General features: G+C 72.0%; 14 protein-coding genes. 12 read left to right on the top strand and 2 right to left on the bottom strand.

All coding sequences use genetic code 11. From position 1 onward, the window contains the following. Positions 1 to 3 precede the first annotated feature (3 nt). The 9 genes from rpmF to VGB75_07970 all read left to right on the top strand — a co-directional run bounded on the left by rpmF (position 4) and on the right by VGB75_07970 (position 10,041). Positions 4 to 183, top strand: a complete 180-nt coding sequence (gene rpmF / locus VGB75_08010) for a 50S ribosomal protein L32 (protein ID HEY0166971.1) — start codon at positions 4 to 6, stop codon at positions 181 to 183. Between the two features lie 49 nt (positions 184 to 232). Then, positions 233 to 991, top strand: coding sequence for a ribonuclease III (gene rnc / locus VGB75_08005; protein HEY0166970.1), 759 nt, complete (start codon positions 233 to 235; stop codon positions 989 to 991). 1 nt (position 992) lies between these two features. After that, a complete protein-coding gene (mutM, locus tag VGB75_08000; GenBank protein ID HEY0166969.1) occupies positions 993 to 1,901 on the top strand; it encodes a bifunctional DNA-formamidopyrimidine glycosylase/DNA-(apurinic or apyrimidinic site) lyase in 909 nt (302 codons plus the stop codon). Between the two features lie 80 nt (positions 1,902 to 1,981). After that, positions 1,982 to 2,263, top strand: a complete 282-nt coding sequence (locus VGB75_07995) for an acylphosphatase (protein ID HEY0166968.1) — start codon at positions 1,982 to 1,984, stop codon at positions 2,261 to 2,263. 192 nt (positions 2,264 to 2,455) lie between these two features. Beyond that, positions 2,456 to 2,644: a hypothetical protein gene (locus VGB75_07990; protein HEY0166967.1), complete on the top strand. Its 189-nt coding sequence runs from the start codon at positions 2,456 to 2,458 to the stop codon at positions 2,642 to 2,644. 97 nt (positions 2,645 to 2,741) lie between these two features. Continuing rightward, positions 2,742 to 6,404: a chromosome segregation protein SMC gene (gene smc, locus VGB75_07985; GenBank protein HEY0166966.1), complete on the top strand. Its 3,663-nt coding sequence runs from the start codon at positions 2,742 to 2,744 to the stop codon at positions 6,402 to 6,404. Positions 6,405 to 6,416: 12 nt separating this feature from the next. Next, a complete protein-coding gene (gene ftsY / locus VGB75_07980; protein ID HEY0166965.1) occupies positions 6,417 to 7,586 on the top strand; it encodes a signal recognition particle-docking protein FtsY in 1,170 nt (389 codons plus the stop codon). A 205-nt stretch (positions 7,587 to 7,791) separates the two neighbouring features. After that, positions 7,792 to 8,835: an L-threonine 3-dehydrogenase gene (gene tdh, locus VGB75_07975; protein HEY0166964.1), complete on the top strand. Its 1,044-nt coding sequence runs from the start codon at positions 7,792 to 7,794 to the stop codon at positions 8,833 to 8,835. Positions 8,836 to 8,862: 27 nt separating this feature from the next. Beyond that, positions 8,863 to 10,041, top strand: a complete 1,179-nt coding sequence (locus tag VGB75_07970; protein ID HEY0166963.1) for a glycine C-acetyltransferase — start codon at positions 8,863 to 8,865, stop codon at positions 10,039 to 10,041. 80 nt (positions 10,042 to 10,121) lie between these two features. On the opposite strand, the gene VGB75_07965 is transcribed toward VGB75_07970, so the two are convergent. Beyond that, positions 10,122 to 10,496 (bottom strand): VOC family protein, encoded by a 375-nt coding sequence (locus VGB75_07965; GenBank protein ID HEY0166962.1) that lies wholly within the window; start codon positions 10,494 to 10,496, stop codon positions 10,122 to 10,124. Further along, positions 10,493 to 13,102 carry an aminopeptidase N gene (gene pepN / locus VGB75_07960; protein HEY0166961.1) on the bottom strand — a complete coding sequence of 870 codons (2,610 nt, stop codon included), beginning with the start codon at positions 13,100 to 13,102 and terminating at the stop codon, positions 10,493 to 10,495. The genes VGB75_07965 and pepN overlap by 4 nt, the downstream gene beginning before the upstream one ends. 229 nt (positions 13,103 to 13,331) lie before the next feature. On the opposite strand from pepN, the gene VGB75_07955 reads away from it, so the two are divergent. From VGB75_07955 to VGB75_07945, 3 genes are read left to right on the top strand one after another with little or no spacing between them, the layout of a single operon-like run. After that, positions 13,332 to 14,717, top strand: coding sequence for an ammonium transporter (locus tag VGB75_07955; GenBank protein ID HEY0166960.1), 1,386 nt, complete (start codon positions 13,332 to 13,334; stop codon positions 14,715 to 14,717). Then, on the top strand, positions 14,714 to 15,046 hold the full coding sequence (locus tag VGB75_07950) for a P-II family nitrogen regulator (GenBank protein ID HEY0166959.1): 333 nt from the start codon (positions 14,714 to 14,716) through the stop codon (positions 15,044 to 15,046). Before VGB75_07955 ends, VGB75_07950 begins: the two co-directional genes overlap by 4 nt. Then, a complete protein-coding gene (locus tag VGB75_07945; protein HEY0166958.1) occupies positions 15,030 to 17,399 on the top strand; it encodes a [protein-PII] uridylyltransferase in 2,370 nt (789 codons plus the stop codon). The genes VGB75_07950 and VGB75_07945 overlap by 17 nt, the downstream gene beginning before the upstream one ends. Positions 17,400 to 17,449: the final 50 nt, after the last annotated feature.

Here is a 17,449-nt window from a genome sequence, read left to right as displayed (position 1 = left end):
GCCGTGGCCGTTCCGAAGCGGAAGATGTCGCGCGCCAACACCCGGGCACGACGCTCGCAGTGGAAGACCAGCGCCCCCACTCTGGTCAGCTGCCCCAACCGCGCCTGTGGCCAGCCCAAGCTGCCGCACACTGCCTGCGCCAACTGCGGCCAGTACGACGGGCGGCAGGTTCTCGCCGTCTAGATGATCCCGCGATGACACGCACTGCTCACCAGCGCGGGCGCGGCTAGAGGTGGCGACCAAGCCGGTCCAGACCGCTGACCCGGCCGAGCTGGCCGCGGAGCTCGGGGTGCAGGTTGACCCCGAGCTCTTTCGTCGCGCGCTGACCCATCGATCCTTCGCCTACGAGAACGGCGACCTGCCGCACAACGAGCGGCTGGAGTTCCTGGGCGACTCGGTGCTGGGCGTGGTGGTCACCGAGTCGCTTTACCGCGCGCACCCCGACCTGGCCGAAGGCCGGTTGGCCAAGCTGCGCGCGTCGGTCGTCAACATGCGCGCGCTGGCGTCGGTCGCGCGCCAGATCGGCCCCGACGGCATCGGCAAGTACATCCTGCTGGGCCGGGGCGAGGACGCCACCGGCGGCCGGGACAAGCCCTCGATCCTGGCCGACACCCTGGAGGCGATCCTCGGGGCGGTCTACCTCGAGCACGGCCTCGAGGGCGCCGCCCGGGTGGTCCACCGGCTGTTCGACCCCGTGCTGGCCGCCGCCCCGGGCTATGGCGCCGCTCTGGACTGGAAGACCTCGCTGCAGGAGCTCACCGCCGTGCGCGGGCTGGGAGTGCCCGACTACGTGATCACCTCTGCCGGCCCGGACCACGAGAAGTCCTTCACGGCCGCGGCCGTGGTGGACGGCGTGACCTACGGCGTGCGGCTGGGCCGCAACAAGAAGGAAGCCGAGCAGGCGGCAGCCGAGGCGGCTTGGCGAGCGCTCTCGCCAGAGCCGCTGGGCGTCGAGCAGGCCCCCCCGCCGACCGAGCCCGCTCCCGGCTGACGTGCCCGAGCTTCCCGAGGTCGAGACGGTGCGGGCCGGCCTGGCCCGGTGGGTGGCCGGGCGCACCATCGCCGAGGTGGACTCGCTGCATCCGCGCGCGATCCGTCGGCACCTGGCCGGCCCCTTGGATCTGACCCAGCGGCTCGTCGGCCGCCGGATCGTCTCGGCGCAGCGGCGTGGCAAGTACCTCTGGCTGCCGCTGGACGACGGGCCGTCCTGCCTGATCGGCCACCTCGGCATGAGCGGGCAGCTGCTGATGCAGGCGCCCGGCGTCGAGCCGGGACCGCACCTGCGGGCCCGGATCAGCTTCACCGACGGCGGCGACGAGTTGCGCTTTCAGGATCAGCGGACCTTCGGCGGGCTGCACCTGGACGAGCTGAGGCCTGACGGCCCGACCTGGGTGCCGGCCGGAATCGCTCACATCGCCCGCGATCCGCTGGATGAGCACTTCGACGACGCCGCTTGGATCAGCTCGGTCCGGCGCCGCAACACCACCATCAAGCGCGCGCTGCTGGACCAGTCCTCGATCTCAGGGGTCGGCAACATCTACGCCGACGAGGCGTTGTGGCGAGCGAAGCTGCATGGCGACCGGCCCACCGCCGGGTTGTCCCGGCAGGCGCTGAGCACCCTGCTGGCCCAGTTGCGGCTGGTGTTCGCCGACGCGCTGCTTGCCGGAGGCACGTCGTTTGACTCCCTCTACGTCAACGTCAACGGCCAGAGCGGGTACTTCGACCGCTCGCTGAACGCCTATGGCCGGGTCGGTGAGGCCTGTAACCGGTGCGGGAGGCCGATCGCGCGGGCGAAGTGGATGAACCGGTCCTCCTATTTCTGCCCGCACTGCCAGCGCCCGCCGCGCCGGCCGGCGGCCACAGCGATGAGCGCTCGCGCGAAGAGCAGGACGAGCCCGTGAGCGAGCATCGCAGCGAGGCACGAGCGAGGAGCGCAGCGAGGGTCAGCGAGCAGCGCTCGCGCGAAGAGCAGGACCAGCCCGTGAGCGAGCCGGCGGTCAGGTTGACAGCATGGGTCTCGGGTCGGGTGCAGGGTGTGGGGTTCCGGTGGTGGACCCGCTGCCGGGCCCTGGAGCTCGGACTGGTGGGGCAGGCGGCAAACCTGCCCGACGGCCGGGTGCAGGTCAGCGCCGAAGGCTCTCGCGCCGGTTGCGAGCGGCTCGTGGAGTTGCTCGGCGGTGATCAGACGCCGGGCGAGGTAGACAGCGTGCAGGCCCGTTTCACCCCGGCCGAGGGAGGCTTCACAGGCTTCGTCGAACGGTGAGCCTCAGTCCATAGATCACCGCCAAAATCAAGGCTTGCACCCGCCCGGACGCGATTTGTTTCTAAGCCGTGACGGTGCGACCATAGATGCGTATACACCGTTGACCCACCGGCCAGCTCGCAGACGCCCGCGGCGCACCACGCGCCGCCCACCCGTAGCTCGAGCGGCCGCAAGTGCGTGAAAGGTCGGCACATGGCCAGGGCGCTGTTGGGATACCTTCCCACCTCCTCAGACCGCTACCTCGTTGAAGAGGTGGCACGGCTCAAGGGCCGGGTACGTGCCCTCGAGGCCGAGCTGGCAGAGCTGAAGGCCTCGCGAGAGTCCGAGCAACTGCTCGACGAGCTGCACCGCATCACCAGCAGCGCCTCCGCGCTCGCCTAAGGGATTCCGGGCAGCCGGCGCGCTAGCCTCTGCATCAGACCCGGCCGCTTCTCGGCGGTCGTGCCTGCCGTGCCGCCGAGTCATGTCCGGAGCCTGAGTGCATCTCAAGTCGCTGACCTTGAAGGGCTTCAAGTCCTTCGCCTCGGCCACCACCCTGCGGTTCGAACCAGGCATCACCGCCGTGGTCGGCCCCAACGGCTCGGGCAAGTCCAACGTCGTCGACGCCATCGCCTGGGTGCTGGGGGAGCAGGGCGCCAAGGCGTTGCGTGGCGGCAAGATGGAGGACGTCATCTTCGCCGGCACGTCCGGCCGGCCGCCCCTGGGCCGTGCCGAGGTGACGCTCACCATCGACAACACCGACGGCGCGCTGCCGATCGAGTACGCCGAGGTCTCGATCACCCGCCGGATGTTCCGCGACGGCGCAAGCGAGTACGAGATCAACGGCGAGGGGGCTCGGCTTCTCGACATCCAGGAGCTGCTCTCGGACTCCGGAATCGGTCGCGAGATGCACGTCATCGTCGGCCAGGGCCAGCTGGACTCCATCCTCTCGGCACGCCCGGAGGACCGGCGTGGCTTCATCGAAGAGGCCGCCGGGGTGCTCAAGCACCGCAAGCGCAAGGAGAAGGCGCTTCGCAAGCTCGATGCCATGCAGGCCAACCTGACCCGGCTCACCGACCTGACCGGGGAGTTGCGCCGCCAGCTCAAGCCGCTGGGCAAGCAGGCCGAGATCGCCCGCCGAGCGGCCGGGGTGCAGGCCGAACTGCGCGACGCCCGGCTGCGGCTGCTGGCCGATGACCTGAGCGCCCTGCGCGACAGCCTGGAGGCAGACGTCGCCGACGAGACCGCCGTCCGGCAGCGCCGGGCCGAGGTGGAGCAGGCGCTGACCGAGGCCACCGCCGCCGAGGCCGAGCTCGAGGCAGCGCTGGCCGGCGACGCGCCTGCCGCCGCCGCGGCCCAGGACGTCTTCTTCGGGCTGTCGGCGCTGTCGGAGCGTTTTCAGGGAACCCAGCGGCTGGCTGCGCAACGGTTGCGGCACCTGTCGGAGTTCGCCGAGCAGGAACGTCTGGGTCGCGACCCCGAGGAGTCTGAGCGCGAGGCGGCGGGCGTCCGGGCCGCCGAGCAGGCGCTGACCGCTGAACTGGAGACTGCCCGGCAGGTGCTGCAGGACGCGGTGGCCCAACGGCAGCAGGACGAGCGTGAGCTGGCCGACGCCGAGCGGGCGGTGCTGGCCGCGGCCAGGGCGGTCGCTGACCGGCGAGAGGGGCTGGCCAAGTTGGCCGGTCAGGTCAACGCCTTGCGCAGCCGCGCCTCTGCCGGTGGAGACGAGATTGCCCGGATCGCGGCGGCCGCGAGCCAGGCCCGAGAGCGGGCGGCGGCTGCCCGCTCCGAACTCGAGACCGCCCATGGCGAGGTCGGCGCCCTGGACCAGGGCGAGCTGGACCTGGACAGCCGGCACGAGGCGGCGCTGGCTCGCCATGCTGAGGCAGCCGAGCAGCTGCGGCAGCTCACCGAGGCCCATCGCACTGCCGAGCGTGAGCGCTCCACCTGGACCGCCCGCCGCGAGGCGCTGGCCATGGGGCTGACCCGCAAGGACGGCGCGGGCGCGCTGCTGGCGGCCGGCTCGCAGCTGCCGGGCCTGCTCGGCTCGATCGCGGCGCTGCTGAGCGTCGAGCCCGGCTACGAGGCCGCCCTGACCGCCGCGCTGGGCGCGCTCGCCGACGCGGTGGCGGTCAGCTCGACGGCCGAGGCTCGCGCGGCCCTGCAGCTGCTCAAGAGCGCCGACGCCGGCCGTGCCGGGCTGGTGGTGGGCGGGGGCGCTGACCGGCCAGAGCGCTCCGGTTGGCCTGAGCTGCCGGCCGAGGCGCGCTGGGCGGTCGAGGTCATCGACTGCCCGCCCTCGCTGCGAGCCGCTGTGGAGACAGCGCTGGCGCAGGTGGCCGTGGTGCCCGATCTGGACGCCGCCGAGCGACTGGTCGCCGAGCACGGCGGGGTCCGGGCAGTCACCCGTTCAGGCGACGTGCTGGGCCGCGACTGGGCAGCTGGCGGGTCCTCGTCCTCGCCCAGCGCCCTGGAGGTGCAGGCCGCGGTGGACGAGGCGGACCTGCGGGCCACGGAGGCGGCCGGCGCCTTCGACCGGTTGGAGGCCGAGCTCAGCCGGCTGCGGGCAGTCACCGCTGGCTTGCAGGCAGAGGTCGAAGGCACTTTGACAGCGCTGAACGAGTCCGACGCCCGGTTGAACGCGGTGGCCGAGCGGTTGGCGCAGCTGGCCCAGGCCGAACGTTCGGCCACCGGTGAGGCTGAGCGGCTGGACCTGGCCAGGCACGCCGCCGAGCAGGCCCGGGACGCTGACCTGGCCGGCCTGGTGGAGCTGGAGGAACGGCTGCGGATGGCCGAGGCCGAGCCGACCGAGCAGGAGCCGCCGGTCGAGGAGCGCGACGCCCGGGCCGCCCGGGTCGCCGCCGCCCGGCAGGCTGAGATGGATGCTCGGCTGAGCGTGCGGACCCAGGAGGAGCGGGTGCGCGCGCTGGCCGGACGAGCTGAGCAGTTGCTTCGCTCAGCCCAAGCCGAGCGGCAGGCCCGGGCCCGTCAGGAGGCCGCGAGGCTGGCTCGGGCCCGGGGCGCCCGGATCGCCGCGGCGGTCGAGGCGGCCGCCGCGCGCGCCCTCGCCGAGCTCGAGCGGGCGGTGCGCCGGGCCGCTGAGCAGCGCGATGCCCTCCAGGTCGCCCGGGCCGAGCGGGAGGCCGCTCTGAAGGCGGCGCGCGCGGCGGCCCGTGAGCTCGGCGCCGAGCTGGCCCGTCTCACCGACGCCGTGCACCGTGACGAGGTGGCCCGCGCCGAGCAGCGGTTGCGGATCGAGCAGCTGGAGACCCGGGCGGTCGAGGAGTTCGGCGTGGAGGCCAGCGCCCTGCTGGCCGACTTCGGCGCCGACCAGCCCGTGCCGCCGTCAGCGCAGGAGTTGGCCGAGTGGTCGCTGGCCACAGAGCGCGGCGAGGAGGTGGTCAGCCCCCAGCCCGGCCCCTTCGACCGCCGGATGGTCGAGAAGCGCGCCGCCCGCGCCGAGCGTGAGCTGGCCCTGCTGGGCAAGGTGAACCCGCTGGCCCTGGAGGAGTTCGCCGCGCTGGAGGAACGCCATCAGTTCCTGGCCACCCAGCTGGAGGACCTGAAGAACACCCGGCGGGACCTGCTGACCGTCGTCAGGGAGGTCGACGACCGGATCCTGGAGGTGTTCACCGCCGCCTATCACGACGTCGCCAGGGAGTTCGAGATCGTCTTCTCCACGCTGTTCCCCGGCGGTGAGGGCAAGCTTGTGCTGACCGAGCCTGAGGACATGCTCAGCACCGGCATCGAGGTCGAAGCCCGGCCACCGGGCAAGAAGGTCAAGCGGTTGTCGCTGCTGTCCGGCGGTGAGCGCTCGCTCACGGCGGTGGCGATGCTGGTGGCGATCTTCCGCGCCCGGCCCAGTCCCTTCTACGTCATGGACGAGGTCGAGGCCGCCTTGGACGACGTCAACCTCGGACGGTTGGTGGGCCTGATCGGTGAGCTGCGGGCCAGCAGCCAGCTGATCGTGATCACTCACCAGAAACGCACCATGGAGGTCGCCGACGCCCTCTACGGAGTCGCGATGCGCGGTGATGGGATCAGCCAGGTGATCAGCCAGCGGTTGCGTGACGGGGCCGAGGAGCCCGAGCGGGCCGGGAGTGGAGTCGACGAGGGCGCCAGGCCGGCGCAACCCGTGGCGGTGGTCGGTCCAGCCGGCTGAGAGACTGTCAGGGTGCTCGAATTCCTGCTGATCGCCATTGCCATCGCCATTGTCGCCCTCGGCCTGATCGTGAGCCTGGTGGTGCCGCGCGGCCGGTTGGGCCGCCGTCGCCAGGTCGCGCCGCCGCGGGTGGGCCAGCCCACCACGCCGCCGCAGGCCGGTCCGCCGCTCGGGTCGGTGGACACCCTGCCCGCCCCGCCCGAGCCGCACTCGGCAACGGTCATGCCCGAGGCGCCGGCCGCCCCGGCGCTGGACGTCCCCGAGCCCACTGCCACCCGGATGCGGCGGTTGCGGGCCCGGCTCGCCCGGTCGCAGAACGTGCTGGGACGCGGCCTGCTGGCCGTGCTGGCCCGCGATCGGCTCGATGAGGACGCCTGGGAAGAGGTCGAGGAGGCGTTGCTCAGCGCCGACGTCGGAGTGCGGCCCACCACCGAGATCGTGGAACGGCTGCGCACCCGCACCCAGGTGCTGGGAACCCGGGACCCGGCCGAGCTGCGGGCCTTGCTGGCCGAGGAGCTGGTCACCGCGCTGCAGCCGGAGCTGGACCGGACGCTGCACACGATCAGCACCGGCGAGGGCCCGGCCGTGGTGCTGGTGGTGGGTGTGAACGGCACCGGCAAGACCACCACCTGCGGCAAGCTGGCCCGGGTGCTGGTGGCCGACGGCCGCACCGTGCTGCTGGGCGCTGCCGACACCTTCCGGGCGGCGGCCGCCGACCAGCTGCAGACCTGGGGCGCCCGGGTGGGCGCCGAGACCGTCCGCGGCCCCGAGGGCGGCGACCCGGCCAGCGTGGCCTTCGAGGCCGTCCGGGCCGGCAAGCAGGCCGGAGTGGACGCCGTGGTGATCGACACCGCCGGCCGGCTGCACACCAAGGTCGGGCTGATGGACGAGCTCGGCAAGCTCAAGCGGGTGGTCGAGAAGCATGGCCCGATCAACGAGACGCTGCTGGTGCTCGACGCGACCACCGGGCAGAACGGCCTCACCCAGGCCCGGGTGTTCACCGAGGTCGCCGACGTGACCGGCGTGGTGCTGACCAAGCTCGACGGCACCGCCAAGGGCGGCATCGTGATCAGCGTGCAGCGCGAGCTGGGAGTGCCGGTCAAGCTGATCGGCCTTGGCGAGGGCGTGGACGACCTGGCGCCCTTCAACCCGGCCGAGTTCGTCGACGCCCTGCTGGGCTGAGAACGCTTTGGCGGGTTGAGACGAAGTCTCGGGCGGGCGGGCCGCCCTGGCGGGCTGAGGACCCCGGTGGCCCGCCTCGGCTCGCGCCGGCGAGTGGCGGACACGCCACTGGAGCAGCCGCGGTCGCCCGTGCCGGCCCGATATCTGGCAAGCTCCCGGCACACGGGATCGGCGATGAGAGCGACACAGTGCGAGGAGCGGTGCGGTGAAGGCGTTGTTCAAGTCGGCAGCCCAGCCTGGATTCGAGTTCGTCGAGCGGCCCGAGCCTGAGCCCTCGGCGGCCGAGGTGAAGGTGCGGGTGCTGCGAACCGGGCTGTGCGGCACCGACCTGCACATCGAGTCCTGGGACGCCTGGGCGCAGAGTGAGATCAAGACGCCGCTGATCCCCGGTCACGAGTTCTACGGCGAGGTGGTCGAGGTCGGGACGGCGGTCCGTGGCGTCGAGGTCGGTGACCGGGTGTCCGGTGAGGGGCACATCGTCTGCGGCGCCTGCCGCAATTGCCGGGCCGGCCGCCGGCACCTGTGCATCCACACGCTGAGCGTCGGCGTGCACCGTGACGGCGCGTTCGCCGAGTACGTCGTGATCCCGGAGAGCAACGTCTGGGTGCATCAGGAGGACATCGAGCCCGACCTGGGGGCGGTCTTCGACCCGTTGGGCAATGCGGTGCACACCGCGCTCAGCTTTCCCCTGGTCGGCGAGGACGTGCTGATCACCGGCGCCGGGCCGATCGGGCTGATGGCCGCGGCGGTCGCCCGGCACGTCGGGGCGCGCTACGTGGTGATCACCGACGTCAGCGAGCCGCGCCTGGAGCTGGCCCGCAAGCTGGGCGTGGACCTTGCGCTCAACGTCGGCGTCAGCGCCATCAGCGAGGCCCAGCAGGCGCTGGGCATGCGAGAGGGCTTCGACGTCGGCCTGGAGATGTCGGGCCACCCGGGCGCGCTGCCGGAGATGATCTCCAACATGAACCACGGCGGCCGGATCGCGATGCTGGGCCTGCCCAGCCAGCCGATCATCGTGGACTGGGGCAAGGTGGTCACCCACATGATCACGGTCAAGGGGATCTACGGCCGCGAGATGTTCGAGACCTGGTACGCCATGAGCGCCATGCTGCAGTCCGGGGCCGAGCTCAAGCGGGCTGTCACCGCGGTGGTGACCGACCGCTACGCTGCCGAGGACTGGGCCGAGGGGTTCGCCCGGGCGCGTTCGGGCAGCGGTGGCAAGGTAGTCCTCGACTGGTCGACGGTGTGAGGTCGCTGAATATGGGCAGGAGCTGACGTGTACGGCGTGATGCGGGAGCGGATGAGTTCGGAGCTGGCCGAGATCACCTCGGCGGGGCTGCTGAAGAAGGAGCGCCAGATCGCCTCGGCGCAGTCGGCCAACATCGTGGCGGGCGGGCGGCCGGTGCTCAACTTCTGCGCCAACAACTACCTCGGCCTGGCCGATCACCCCGACGTGCTGGCCGCCGCCCGGCAGGCGCTCACCGACTGGGGGTTCGGTCTGGCCAGCGTCCGGTTCATCTGCGGCACCCAGACGCTGCACGTGGCGCTGGAGGAGCGGATGTCGCAGTTCCTGGGCGCCGAGGCCACCATCCTGTACTCGTCCTGCTTCGACGCCAACGGCGGGGTTTTCGAGACGCTGTTCGGCGCTGAGGACGCGATCATCTCCGACGAGCTGAACCACGCCTCGTTGATCGACGGCATCCGGCTGTGCAAGGCCCGCCGGCTGCGCTACCGCAACCGCGACATGGCCGACCTGCAGGCCCAGCTCGAGGCGGCATCCGATGCCCGGCAGCGGATCATCGTCACCGACGGGGTGTTCTCGATGGACGGCTACCTGGCGCCGCTGGCCGACATCTGCGACCTGGCTGAGCGCTACGACGCGCTGGTGATGGTCGATGACTCCCACGCCGTCGGCTTCCTCGGTGAGGGCGGTCGCGGCACCCCGGAGCTGGCCGGCGTGATGGACCGGGTCGACATCCTGACCGGCACCTTCGGCAAGGCCCTGGGCGGAGGTTCCGGCGGCTACGTCAGCGCGCACGCCGAGATCGTGGCGTTGCTGCGGCAGCGCTCGCGGCCCTACCTGTTCTCCAACAGCGTCGCCCCACCGATGATCGCCGGCGCGCTGGCGGCCCTGGACGTGCTGCAGAACGATCCCGCGCCGCGGGAGGTGCTGCGCCGCAACGCCGAGCTCTTCCGGCGCCGGATGACCGAGGAGGGCTTTGACCTGCTACCCGGCAAGCACCCGATCATCCCGGTGATGTTCGGCGATGCGGCGCTGGCGGCCCGGATCGCCGACGCCATGCTCGAGGAGGGCGTGTACGTCGTGGCCTTCAGCTACCCGGTGGTGCCGGTCGGCAAGGCGCGGATCCGGGTGCAGCTGTCGGCGGCGCATTCGGCCGAAGACATTGAGGCGTGCGTGCGGGCCTTCATCGCGGGACGGTCGGCTGTCAGCTAGTCCCGGCCAGCCCGGCGGGACTAGCTAGACCCCGGCGCGATCGCGGCGCCGGGCTTAAGGGCCGGGCTCAAGGGCCGGGCTCAGGGGCCGGCGACGACGCCGAGGTCCTGGTACACCCCGAGCGGGTTGCCCCACGGGTCGGTCAGGTTGGAGAAGGCGACCAGGCCCGGCAGCACTTTGACGTCGCTGGGCTCGAAGCCCTTGGCGCGCAACACGCCCACGGAGGCCTCGATGTCCTCGACCTGCAACCGCAGCCGGAACGACGACGGGCTGATGTCGGTGCGGCCGGTGGCCAGCTGAAGCCAGGCGCCGGGGGAGATCTCCCACTCGTAGAAGTCGGGGTCGGGCCCCAGGTCCGGGTCGCGCCCGATCAACGCGCAGTAGAAGGCCAGCGCCTCGTCCCGGTTGCCGGCATGTACGGCGATGGTCAGGCCGCGGACGCTCATCTCGGTCATGGCCCGACCCTAGCGGTTGGGTTTTGGCCGCCTTGTCCAGGCCCTGCCGTCTCGTCGGAGCCGCCATAACGTCGCAGTGACCGCACCGCCCGGCGCAGCGCGTCGGCGCCGTCGACGAAGGCGCGGCGGACCGCCGGATCGAGCGACTGGCTGGCCAGGGCGGCCTCGGCCAGCTCCAGCACTCGCGGCGAGGCGGCGGTCACGGGGAATGCGGTGAGGATGACCCGGCCCAGCGCCCAGCCGTGCCGGTGCGCGGCGGTGGCCGGCATCTCGGTGAAGAACCGGGGCAGGTAAGCGGCGGTCAGCTCCGTCTGGCTTGGCTCGAAGAAGCCGGCGGCGCTGGAATACAGCTCGGAGGCCGGCAGCCGGCTGGGCTCGGTCAGCAACGCCCAGGCTGCCTGCTTGGCGGCCGGGTCGGGCCGCATCGCCCTGGCTTTGGCGGCGTGCAGCACCCCGGCGGCGCTCTCGTCCCGGGCCAGCTCGGCGTCGATGTCGGCGGCCGAGAGCGCCCCCAGGGCAGCCAGCCGGGTGACCAGCGCCCACCTGAGCTCGGCGTCGATCACCAGCCCCGCCGGGAGGCGCTGGCCGGCCCACCAGGCGCGCAGCCAGGCGGTGTCGTCGCTGGCGTGGATGCCGGCCCGGCCGGCGGCCAGCTGCGCGTCGCTGCCGGCCTCGGAGCCGGCCAGCAACTGCCCTGCCAGCTCGGCCACCCGGGCCCGGCGGACCGGCCGGTCCGCGGGCCTGGCGTAGCTGCCCGCCAGCTCGTCGGTGGCGAACTCCAGCAGCTCGGCGGCCACCAGCTCCACCGGCTCCTGGGCCACCGCCGCCAGCACCATGTCCAGCGCCCGCGCCGGGTCGAGCTCGGCGTCGCGCACGGCGTCGCGGATGGCGTTGTAGAGCACCACCCTGGTCGGCGCCGCGGCGATCCGGGGGAGCAGCTCGGCGACCGGCTGCCAGCCGGCCGAGCCGAACCGGATCTTGGCCCAGCTGTCGTCGGCGCTGTCGGCCACCACCAGCCGCAGCGGGCCGCTGTCGCAGGCGCCCACCCGGACGGCGTCGGAGTGCAGGGTGACCTGCTCGTCCAGCCGTGGCCGGGCCTGGGCGTCGAAGCCGGTCACCCGCACGGTGTGCGGACGCTGCGAGCCGTCCGGTGAGCTACGGCTGAGCCACACCTCGCCGGCCGCCGGGCCGTCCTCGCCGTCCGGGCGCTGCTCGGCGGTCGGACCGTCCTCGCCGGCGGGGCGCTGCTCGGCGGTCAAGGTGTCCAGCCCGCTGGTCCGCAGCCAGCGCTGGGCCCAGCTGCCCAGGTCCACCGCGCCGGCATCGGTCCAGGCCGCGATCAGGTCGGCGAACTCGGCGTTGCCGAACTGGTGCCGCTGGAAGTGCAGGCGCAGGCCCGCGAAGAAGACCTCGTCGCCGAGGTGGGCAGCCAGCTGCTTGAGCACCGAGGCGCCCTTGGCGTAGGAGATGCCGTCGAAGTCGGTCAGCGCGGCGGCGGCGTCGGAGGAGCCGTTGCCGGCCACCGGGTGAGTCGAGGGCGCCTGGTCGGCGATTCGGCCCCAGTCCTTGCGGTGCAGGCCGAAATCGATCCAGGCCAGCTCTGCCAGGCCGCTCTGCTCGCCGGTCATCTCCGCGCACACCCGGTAGCCCATGTACTCGGCGAAGGACTCGTTGAGCCAGAGGTCATCCCACCAGCGCATGGTGACCAGATCGCCGAACCACATGTGCGCCATCTCGTGGGTGATGGTCGAAGCCCGGTCGCTGCGCTCACCGCGGGTGGCGGCGGAGCGGAAGATGTACTGGTCGCGAAGGGTGACGCAGCCCGGGTTCTCCATGGCGCCGGCGTTGAAGTCGGGCACGAAGGCCTGGTGGTACTCCCCGAACGGGTACCGGATGCCGAACAGCTCGTGATAGCGGTCCAGCGCCGCGGTGGTGACCCCGAGGATGTCAGCGGCCTCGGCCTGCAGGTGCGGGGCCAGCGACGCGCGGGCGTGCAACCCCACAGCGATGCCGTCGTGCTCGGTGGTGATCGAGGCGTAGGGACCGGCGACCAGGGTGACGAAGTAGGTCGCCAGCGGCCGGGTGCTCGCCAGCCGCCAGTGACCGGGCTCGGATCGGGTCGCCGCGCCGTTGCCGATCACCGTCCACTCGGGCGGGCAGCGGACCTCGAGGTCGAAGCCGGCCTTTAGGTCGGGCTGGTCGAAGCAGGCGAACCAGCGCGGCGCGGCGTCCAGGAAGGACATCGCGTACAGGTAGGTCTGGCCGTCGGCCGGGTCGACGTGGCGGTGCATGCCCTCGCCGTCGGTCGAGTAGGCCATGCGGGCCCGCACCCGCAGCGTGTTCTCCGGCCGCAGGCCGGTGAGCGGCAGCCGGCCGTCGACGAGGCCGGCCGGATCCAGGGGCTCGTCGTTGAGCAGCACCGACAGCACCCGCGACGCGCGCAGGTCCAGGAAGGTGCTGGCCGCCGTGTCCGCCGCCTGGAACTCGATGGTGGTGTCCGAGCTGAACTCCGGGCCGGCGTCGGTCAGATCCAGCGCGATCCGGTAGCTACGGACAGTAAGCAGTGCGGCGCGCTCAGCGGCTTCGACGCGGGTCAGGCTGGGCATGGCACGAAGCTACCTCGCACCCCCAGCGCAATTACGCCAGGTGACTACAACCACATTAATTAATCGCGCGCCCTTCGCGCATTCAGCGGGATGGCTCAAGCCCCCAACGCCGCGCCAGGTCGTTCACCGAACCGAAACACCGCGGGTCCTCGGCCGTAACAGGCTCAGCCGACGCTCGTTCCAGCGCGCTGTCCTGCTCGCACCCACCCGAGAAGAAGCGGAGACCTGAGTGTCACAAGCCATCCTCGCCGCTACCAGTTACGTGCCGTTCGACCCTGAGAACCTCAGCGGGGGCGACACGGCGTGGGTCCTGGCATCGGCATCGCTCGTCCTGCTCATGACCCCGGCGTTGGCGTTCTTCTACGGCGGGATGGTCCGGGCCAAGCACACCCTGGCCATGCTGATGCAGAACTTCGCCGCGATGGCGATCGTCAGCGTCACCTGGGTCGTCATCGGCTTCACCCTGGCCTTCGGCGGCACCGGCCGCTACATCGGCGACCTGCACTACCTGCTGATGCGCGACATCACCGACGTGGTGCCCGCCCTGGGATCGGCCCAGACCATGCCGACCATGGTCTTCGTGGCCTTCCAGATGACGTTCGCGATCATCACCCCGGCCCTGATCACCGGCTCGACGGCCGACCGGTGGAAGTTCGGCGCGTTCATCGCGTTCGTCTCCGCCTGGTCGATCCTGATCTACGCCCCGGTCGCGCACTGGGTCTTCAACGGCTACGGATTTCTCAACCAGTCCATGCAGTCAGCGGGCAAGTTCTTCGCCCAGGACTTCGCCGGCGGCACGGTGGTGCACATCAACGCCGGCGCCGCCGGCCTGGCGATGGCGCTGGTGCTCGGCCGGCGCCGTGGCTGGCCGCGGGAGAACATGCGCGGGCACAACATCCCGTTCGTGATGCTGGGCGCGGGCCTGCTGTGGTTCGGCTGGTTCGGCTTCAACGCCGGCTCCGCGCTGGCGGCCAACAACCTGGCCGGCTACGCCTGGGTGAACACCAACACCGCGACCGCGACCGCGATGCTGGGCTGGCTGATCGTGGAGAAGGTGCGCTACGGCAAGTCGACCGCGCTGGGAGCGGCCTCTGGAGCCGTGGCCGGGCTGGTGGCGATCACGCCGTGCGCCGGCTTCGTCAGCGTCAGCGGCGCGCTGGTCATCGGCCTGCTGGCCGGGGTGGGCTGCGCCTTCGCGATCTCCCTGAAGAACCGGCTCGGCTACGACGACGCGCTCGACGTGGTGGGCGTGCACTTCGTCGGTGGCTGGATCGGCACTCTGGCGCTCGGCTTCTTCTCCACCGACGTCACCAACCCCCTGGCCAACAACGGCGTCTTCTACGGCGGCGGCGGCCAGTACGGCGGCTGGAACCTGCTGCTGCACCAGGCCGAGGCAGCCGGCGTGGTCACGGTGTTCTCCTTCGTGGGCACCTTCATCATCGCCAAGGTCATCGGCCTGGTGATGAAGACCCGGGTCACCGAGGACGACGAGGCCACCGGCCTGGACCAGTCCATCCACGGTGAGACCGCCTATGACTTCGGTACGCTGACCGGCTCCGGCAGCGGGCAGTTCGCCCCGGCAGCCGCTGCGAGCAGGGAGAGGGTGCAGGCATGAAGCTGGTGACCGCGATCATCAAGCCTTTCAAGCTGGAGGAGGTCAAGCTCGCCCTGGAGAACCTCGGCGTCCAGGGCCTGACCGTCAGCGAGGTCTCGGGCTTCGGCCGCCAGCGCGGGCACACCGAGGTGTACCGGGGCGCGGAGTACACCGTCGACCTGGTGCCCAAGGTGCGGGTCGAGGTGCTGGTGCACGACGCCGACAAGGTGGTCGAGGCGATGGTGGAGGCCGCCCGGACCGGCAAGATCGGCGATGGCAAGGTCTGGGTGACCGAGGTCGAGACCGTGGTGCGGGTGCGGACCGGCGAACGGGATGACGACGCGCTCTGAGCGACCCGCCGGGTCGGCGCGGTCCATCAGGTCTGAGCGGTCCATCAGGTCCGACCGGGCCCGGCTGCTGGCCCGGGCCGATCTGACCGGTCCGCGGCTGCGGACCGGCCTGACCGAGATGTTCGACTCGTGGTTGGGCGGCTTGCTACCCCCGACGCCGGGAGTGGCGTTGCTGGCAGTGGGGGGCCTGGGCCGTCGTGAGCCCACCCCGTACGGCGATCTGGACCTGGTGCTGCTGCACGACGGCAAGGTGGCCGAGCTGTCCTCGGTCGCGGACTCGCTGTGGTACCCGATTTGGGATGCCGGGGTGGGCCTGGACCACTCGGTGCGCACGCCGCAGCAGGCGTTGGCGGTCGCCTCCGACGACCTCAAGGCCCTGCTGGGAATGCTCGATGCCCGCCACATCGCCGGGGACCCCGCGCTGACCGGGCTGGTGCGCGAGCAGGCGATCAGCCGGTGGCGCAGCAGCGCGCCGTCGAAGGTGGCGCAGCTGCAAGAGCTGGCCCGCAGCCGATGGGCCAGCCGGGGCGAGGCGTCCTTTCTGCTGGAGCCCGATCTCAAGGACAGCCGGGGCGGGTTGCGCGATTGGGTGGGACTACGCGCACTCGCCTCGGCCCATTTGCTGGACGTGACGCCGGCGATGCTGCAGGCCGGCACGGTGCTGCTGGACGTGCGGGGCGAGCTGCACCGCCTGTCCGGGCGCTCGGCCGACGTGCTGCGGGCCCAGGACCGCGACTCGGTCGCCCGGGCGCTGGGCCTGCAGGGCCCGGACGAGGCGCTGCGGGCGGTGCACGAGGCGGCTCGAACGCTGGCCTACGCCACCGACGTGGCCTGGCGCCGGGTGGCTGCCGCGCACAGCCGGCCGTCCCGGTCGCTGCTGCGCCGGTTGCGACCGGGGGAGCCGTCCGGCTCTGGCCCTGGCCTCTCAGAGCGCAAACCGCTGGCCAAGGACGTCGTCGCCCAGGGCGGCGAGGTGGTGCTGGCCCGAGACGCCGACCCGTGGGCCGACCCGGCGCTGACGCTGCGGGTGGCCCGGGCGGCCGCGACGGCGGACCTGCCGATCTCGGCCTACGCCCTGAGCCGGCTGGCCACCGAGGGCTCGGCGCTGCCCGAGCCCTGGCCGGCCGCGGCCAGGGATGAGTTCGTCGCGCTGCTGGGGACCGGCGCCCAGGCGGTGTCGGCGCTGGAGGCGCTGGATCAGCACGGCCTGCTGAGCCGGCTGTTGCCGGAGTGGGAGAACGTCCGGTTCAAGGCCCAGCACAACCCGGTGCACCTGTTCACCGTCGACCGCCACCTGATCGAGACCGCGGTGCGCGCCAGCGCGCTGGCCGCCGAGGTGGCCCGCCCGGACCTGCTCCTGGTGGGCGCGCTGCTGCACGACATCGGCAAGGGCTACCCCGGGGACCACTCGGTGACCGGCGCGGCGCTGGCCGGCCGGATCGCGACCCGGATGGGCTTCACCCCCGCCGACGCCGCCACCGTGGCCGCCCTCACCCGGCATCACCTGCTGCTGCCCGACACCGCCACCCGTCGCGACCTGGAAGACCCCTCCACCGTGCTGTCGGTGGTGACGGCGATCGGGAACTCGGTCGAACTGCTGGAACTGCTGCATTGCCTGACGATCGCCGACGCCGGAGCCACCGGCCCGGCGGCGTGGAGCGACTGGAAGGCCTCGCTCGTCAGCCAGCTCGTCCGGCGGGCCGGCGCGGTGCTCGGCGGCGGCCAGCTGCCGCCTGCGCAACCACCGTCGGAGGCGGTGCTGCGACTGGCCCGGCGCGGCGGGACAGAGGTGCTCATCGAGGGCGGCGACGTTCTGGTGGTGGCGCCGGACGCCGCCGGGTTGCTGTCCAACGCCTCCGGCCTGCTCGCGCTGCACTCCCTCGACGTGCAGGCCGCCGAGGTGCGCACCGTGCGGGGCATGGCGGTCAACCGGTTCACAGTCTCGCCGCGGTTCGGACAGCTGCCCGACCCGGCGCTGCTCAACGCCGACCTTCGCCGGATCCTGGCCGGCACGCTGGCCCTGGATGAGCGGTTGCGCGTCAAGGAGCGGGCCTACCGGAATTCTGAGGACGCCGGGCATACAGCCCAGCGGCCACCCCGGTTGCTCTGGTTCGACGACGAGGCCACCGACGCCACCGTCCTGGAAGTCCGGGCTCGGGACGCGATCGGCCTGCTGCACTGGCTGACCGCCGCGCTGGAGAGGGCCGGGGCCGACATCCGCTCGGCCCGGATCTCCTCGCTGGGCGCGCACGTGGTCGACGCGTTCTACCTCACTGACGCCGACGGCAAGTCGCTGTCCCCAGCGCATCAGGAGCGGGTCGCCGAGGCCATTGAGACGGCGCTGAGCGGCTGAGGCGTTGACAGCGGCCACGCGGGGCGAACGGTCTGGCCCGATCAACCCGA

The organism is Jatrophihabitans sp., from assembly GCA_036399055.1.
Taxonomy (GTDB): Bacteria; Actinomycetota; Actinomycetes; order Mycobacteriales; family Jatrophihabitantaceae; genus Jatrophihabitans_A.
Note: the sequence above shows the minus strand (reverse complement) of the source record. Positions and strands in the feature narration are given on the sequence as shown.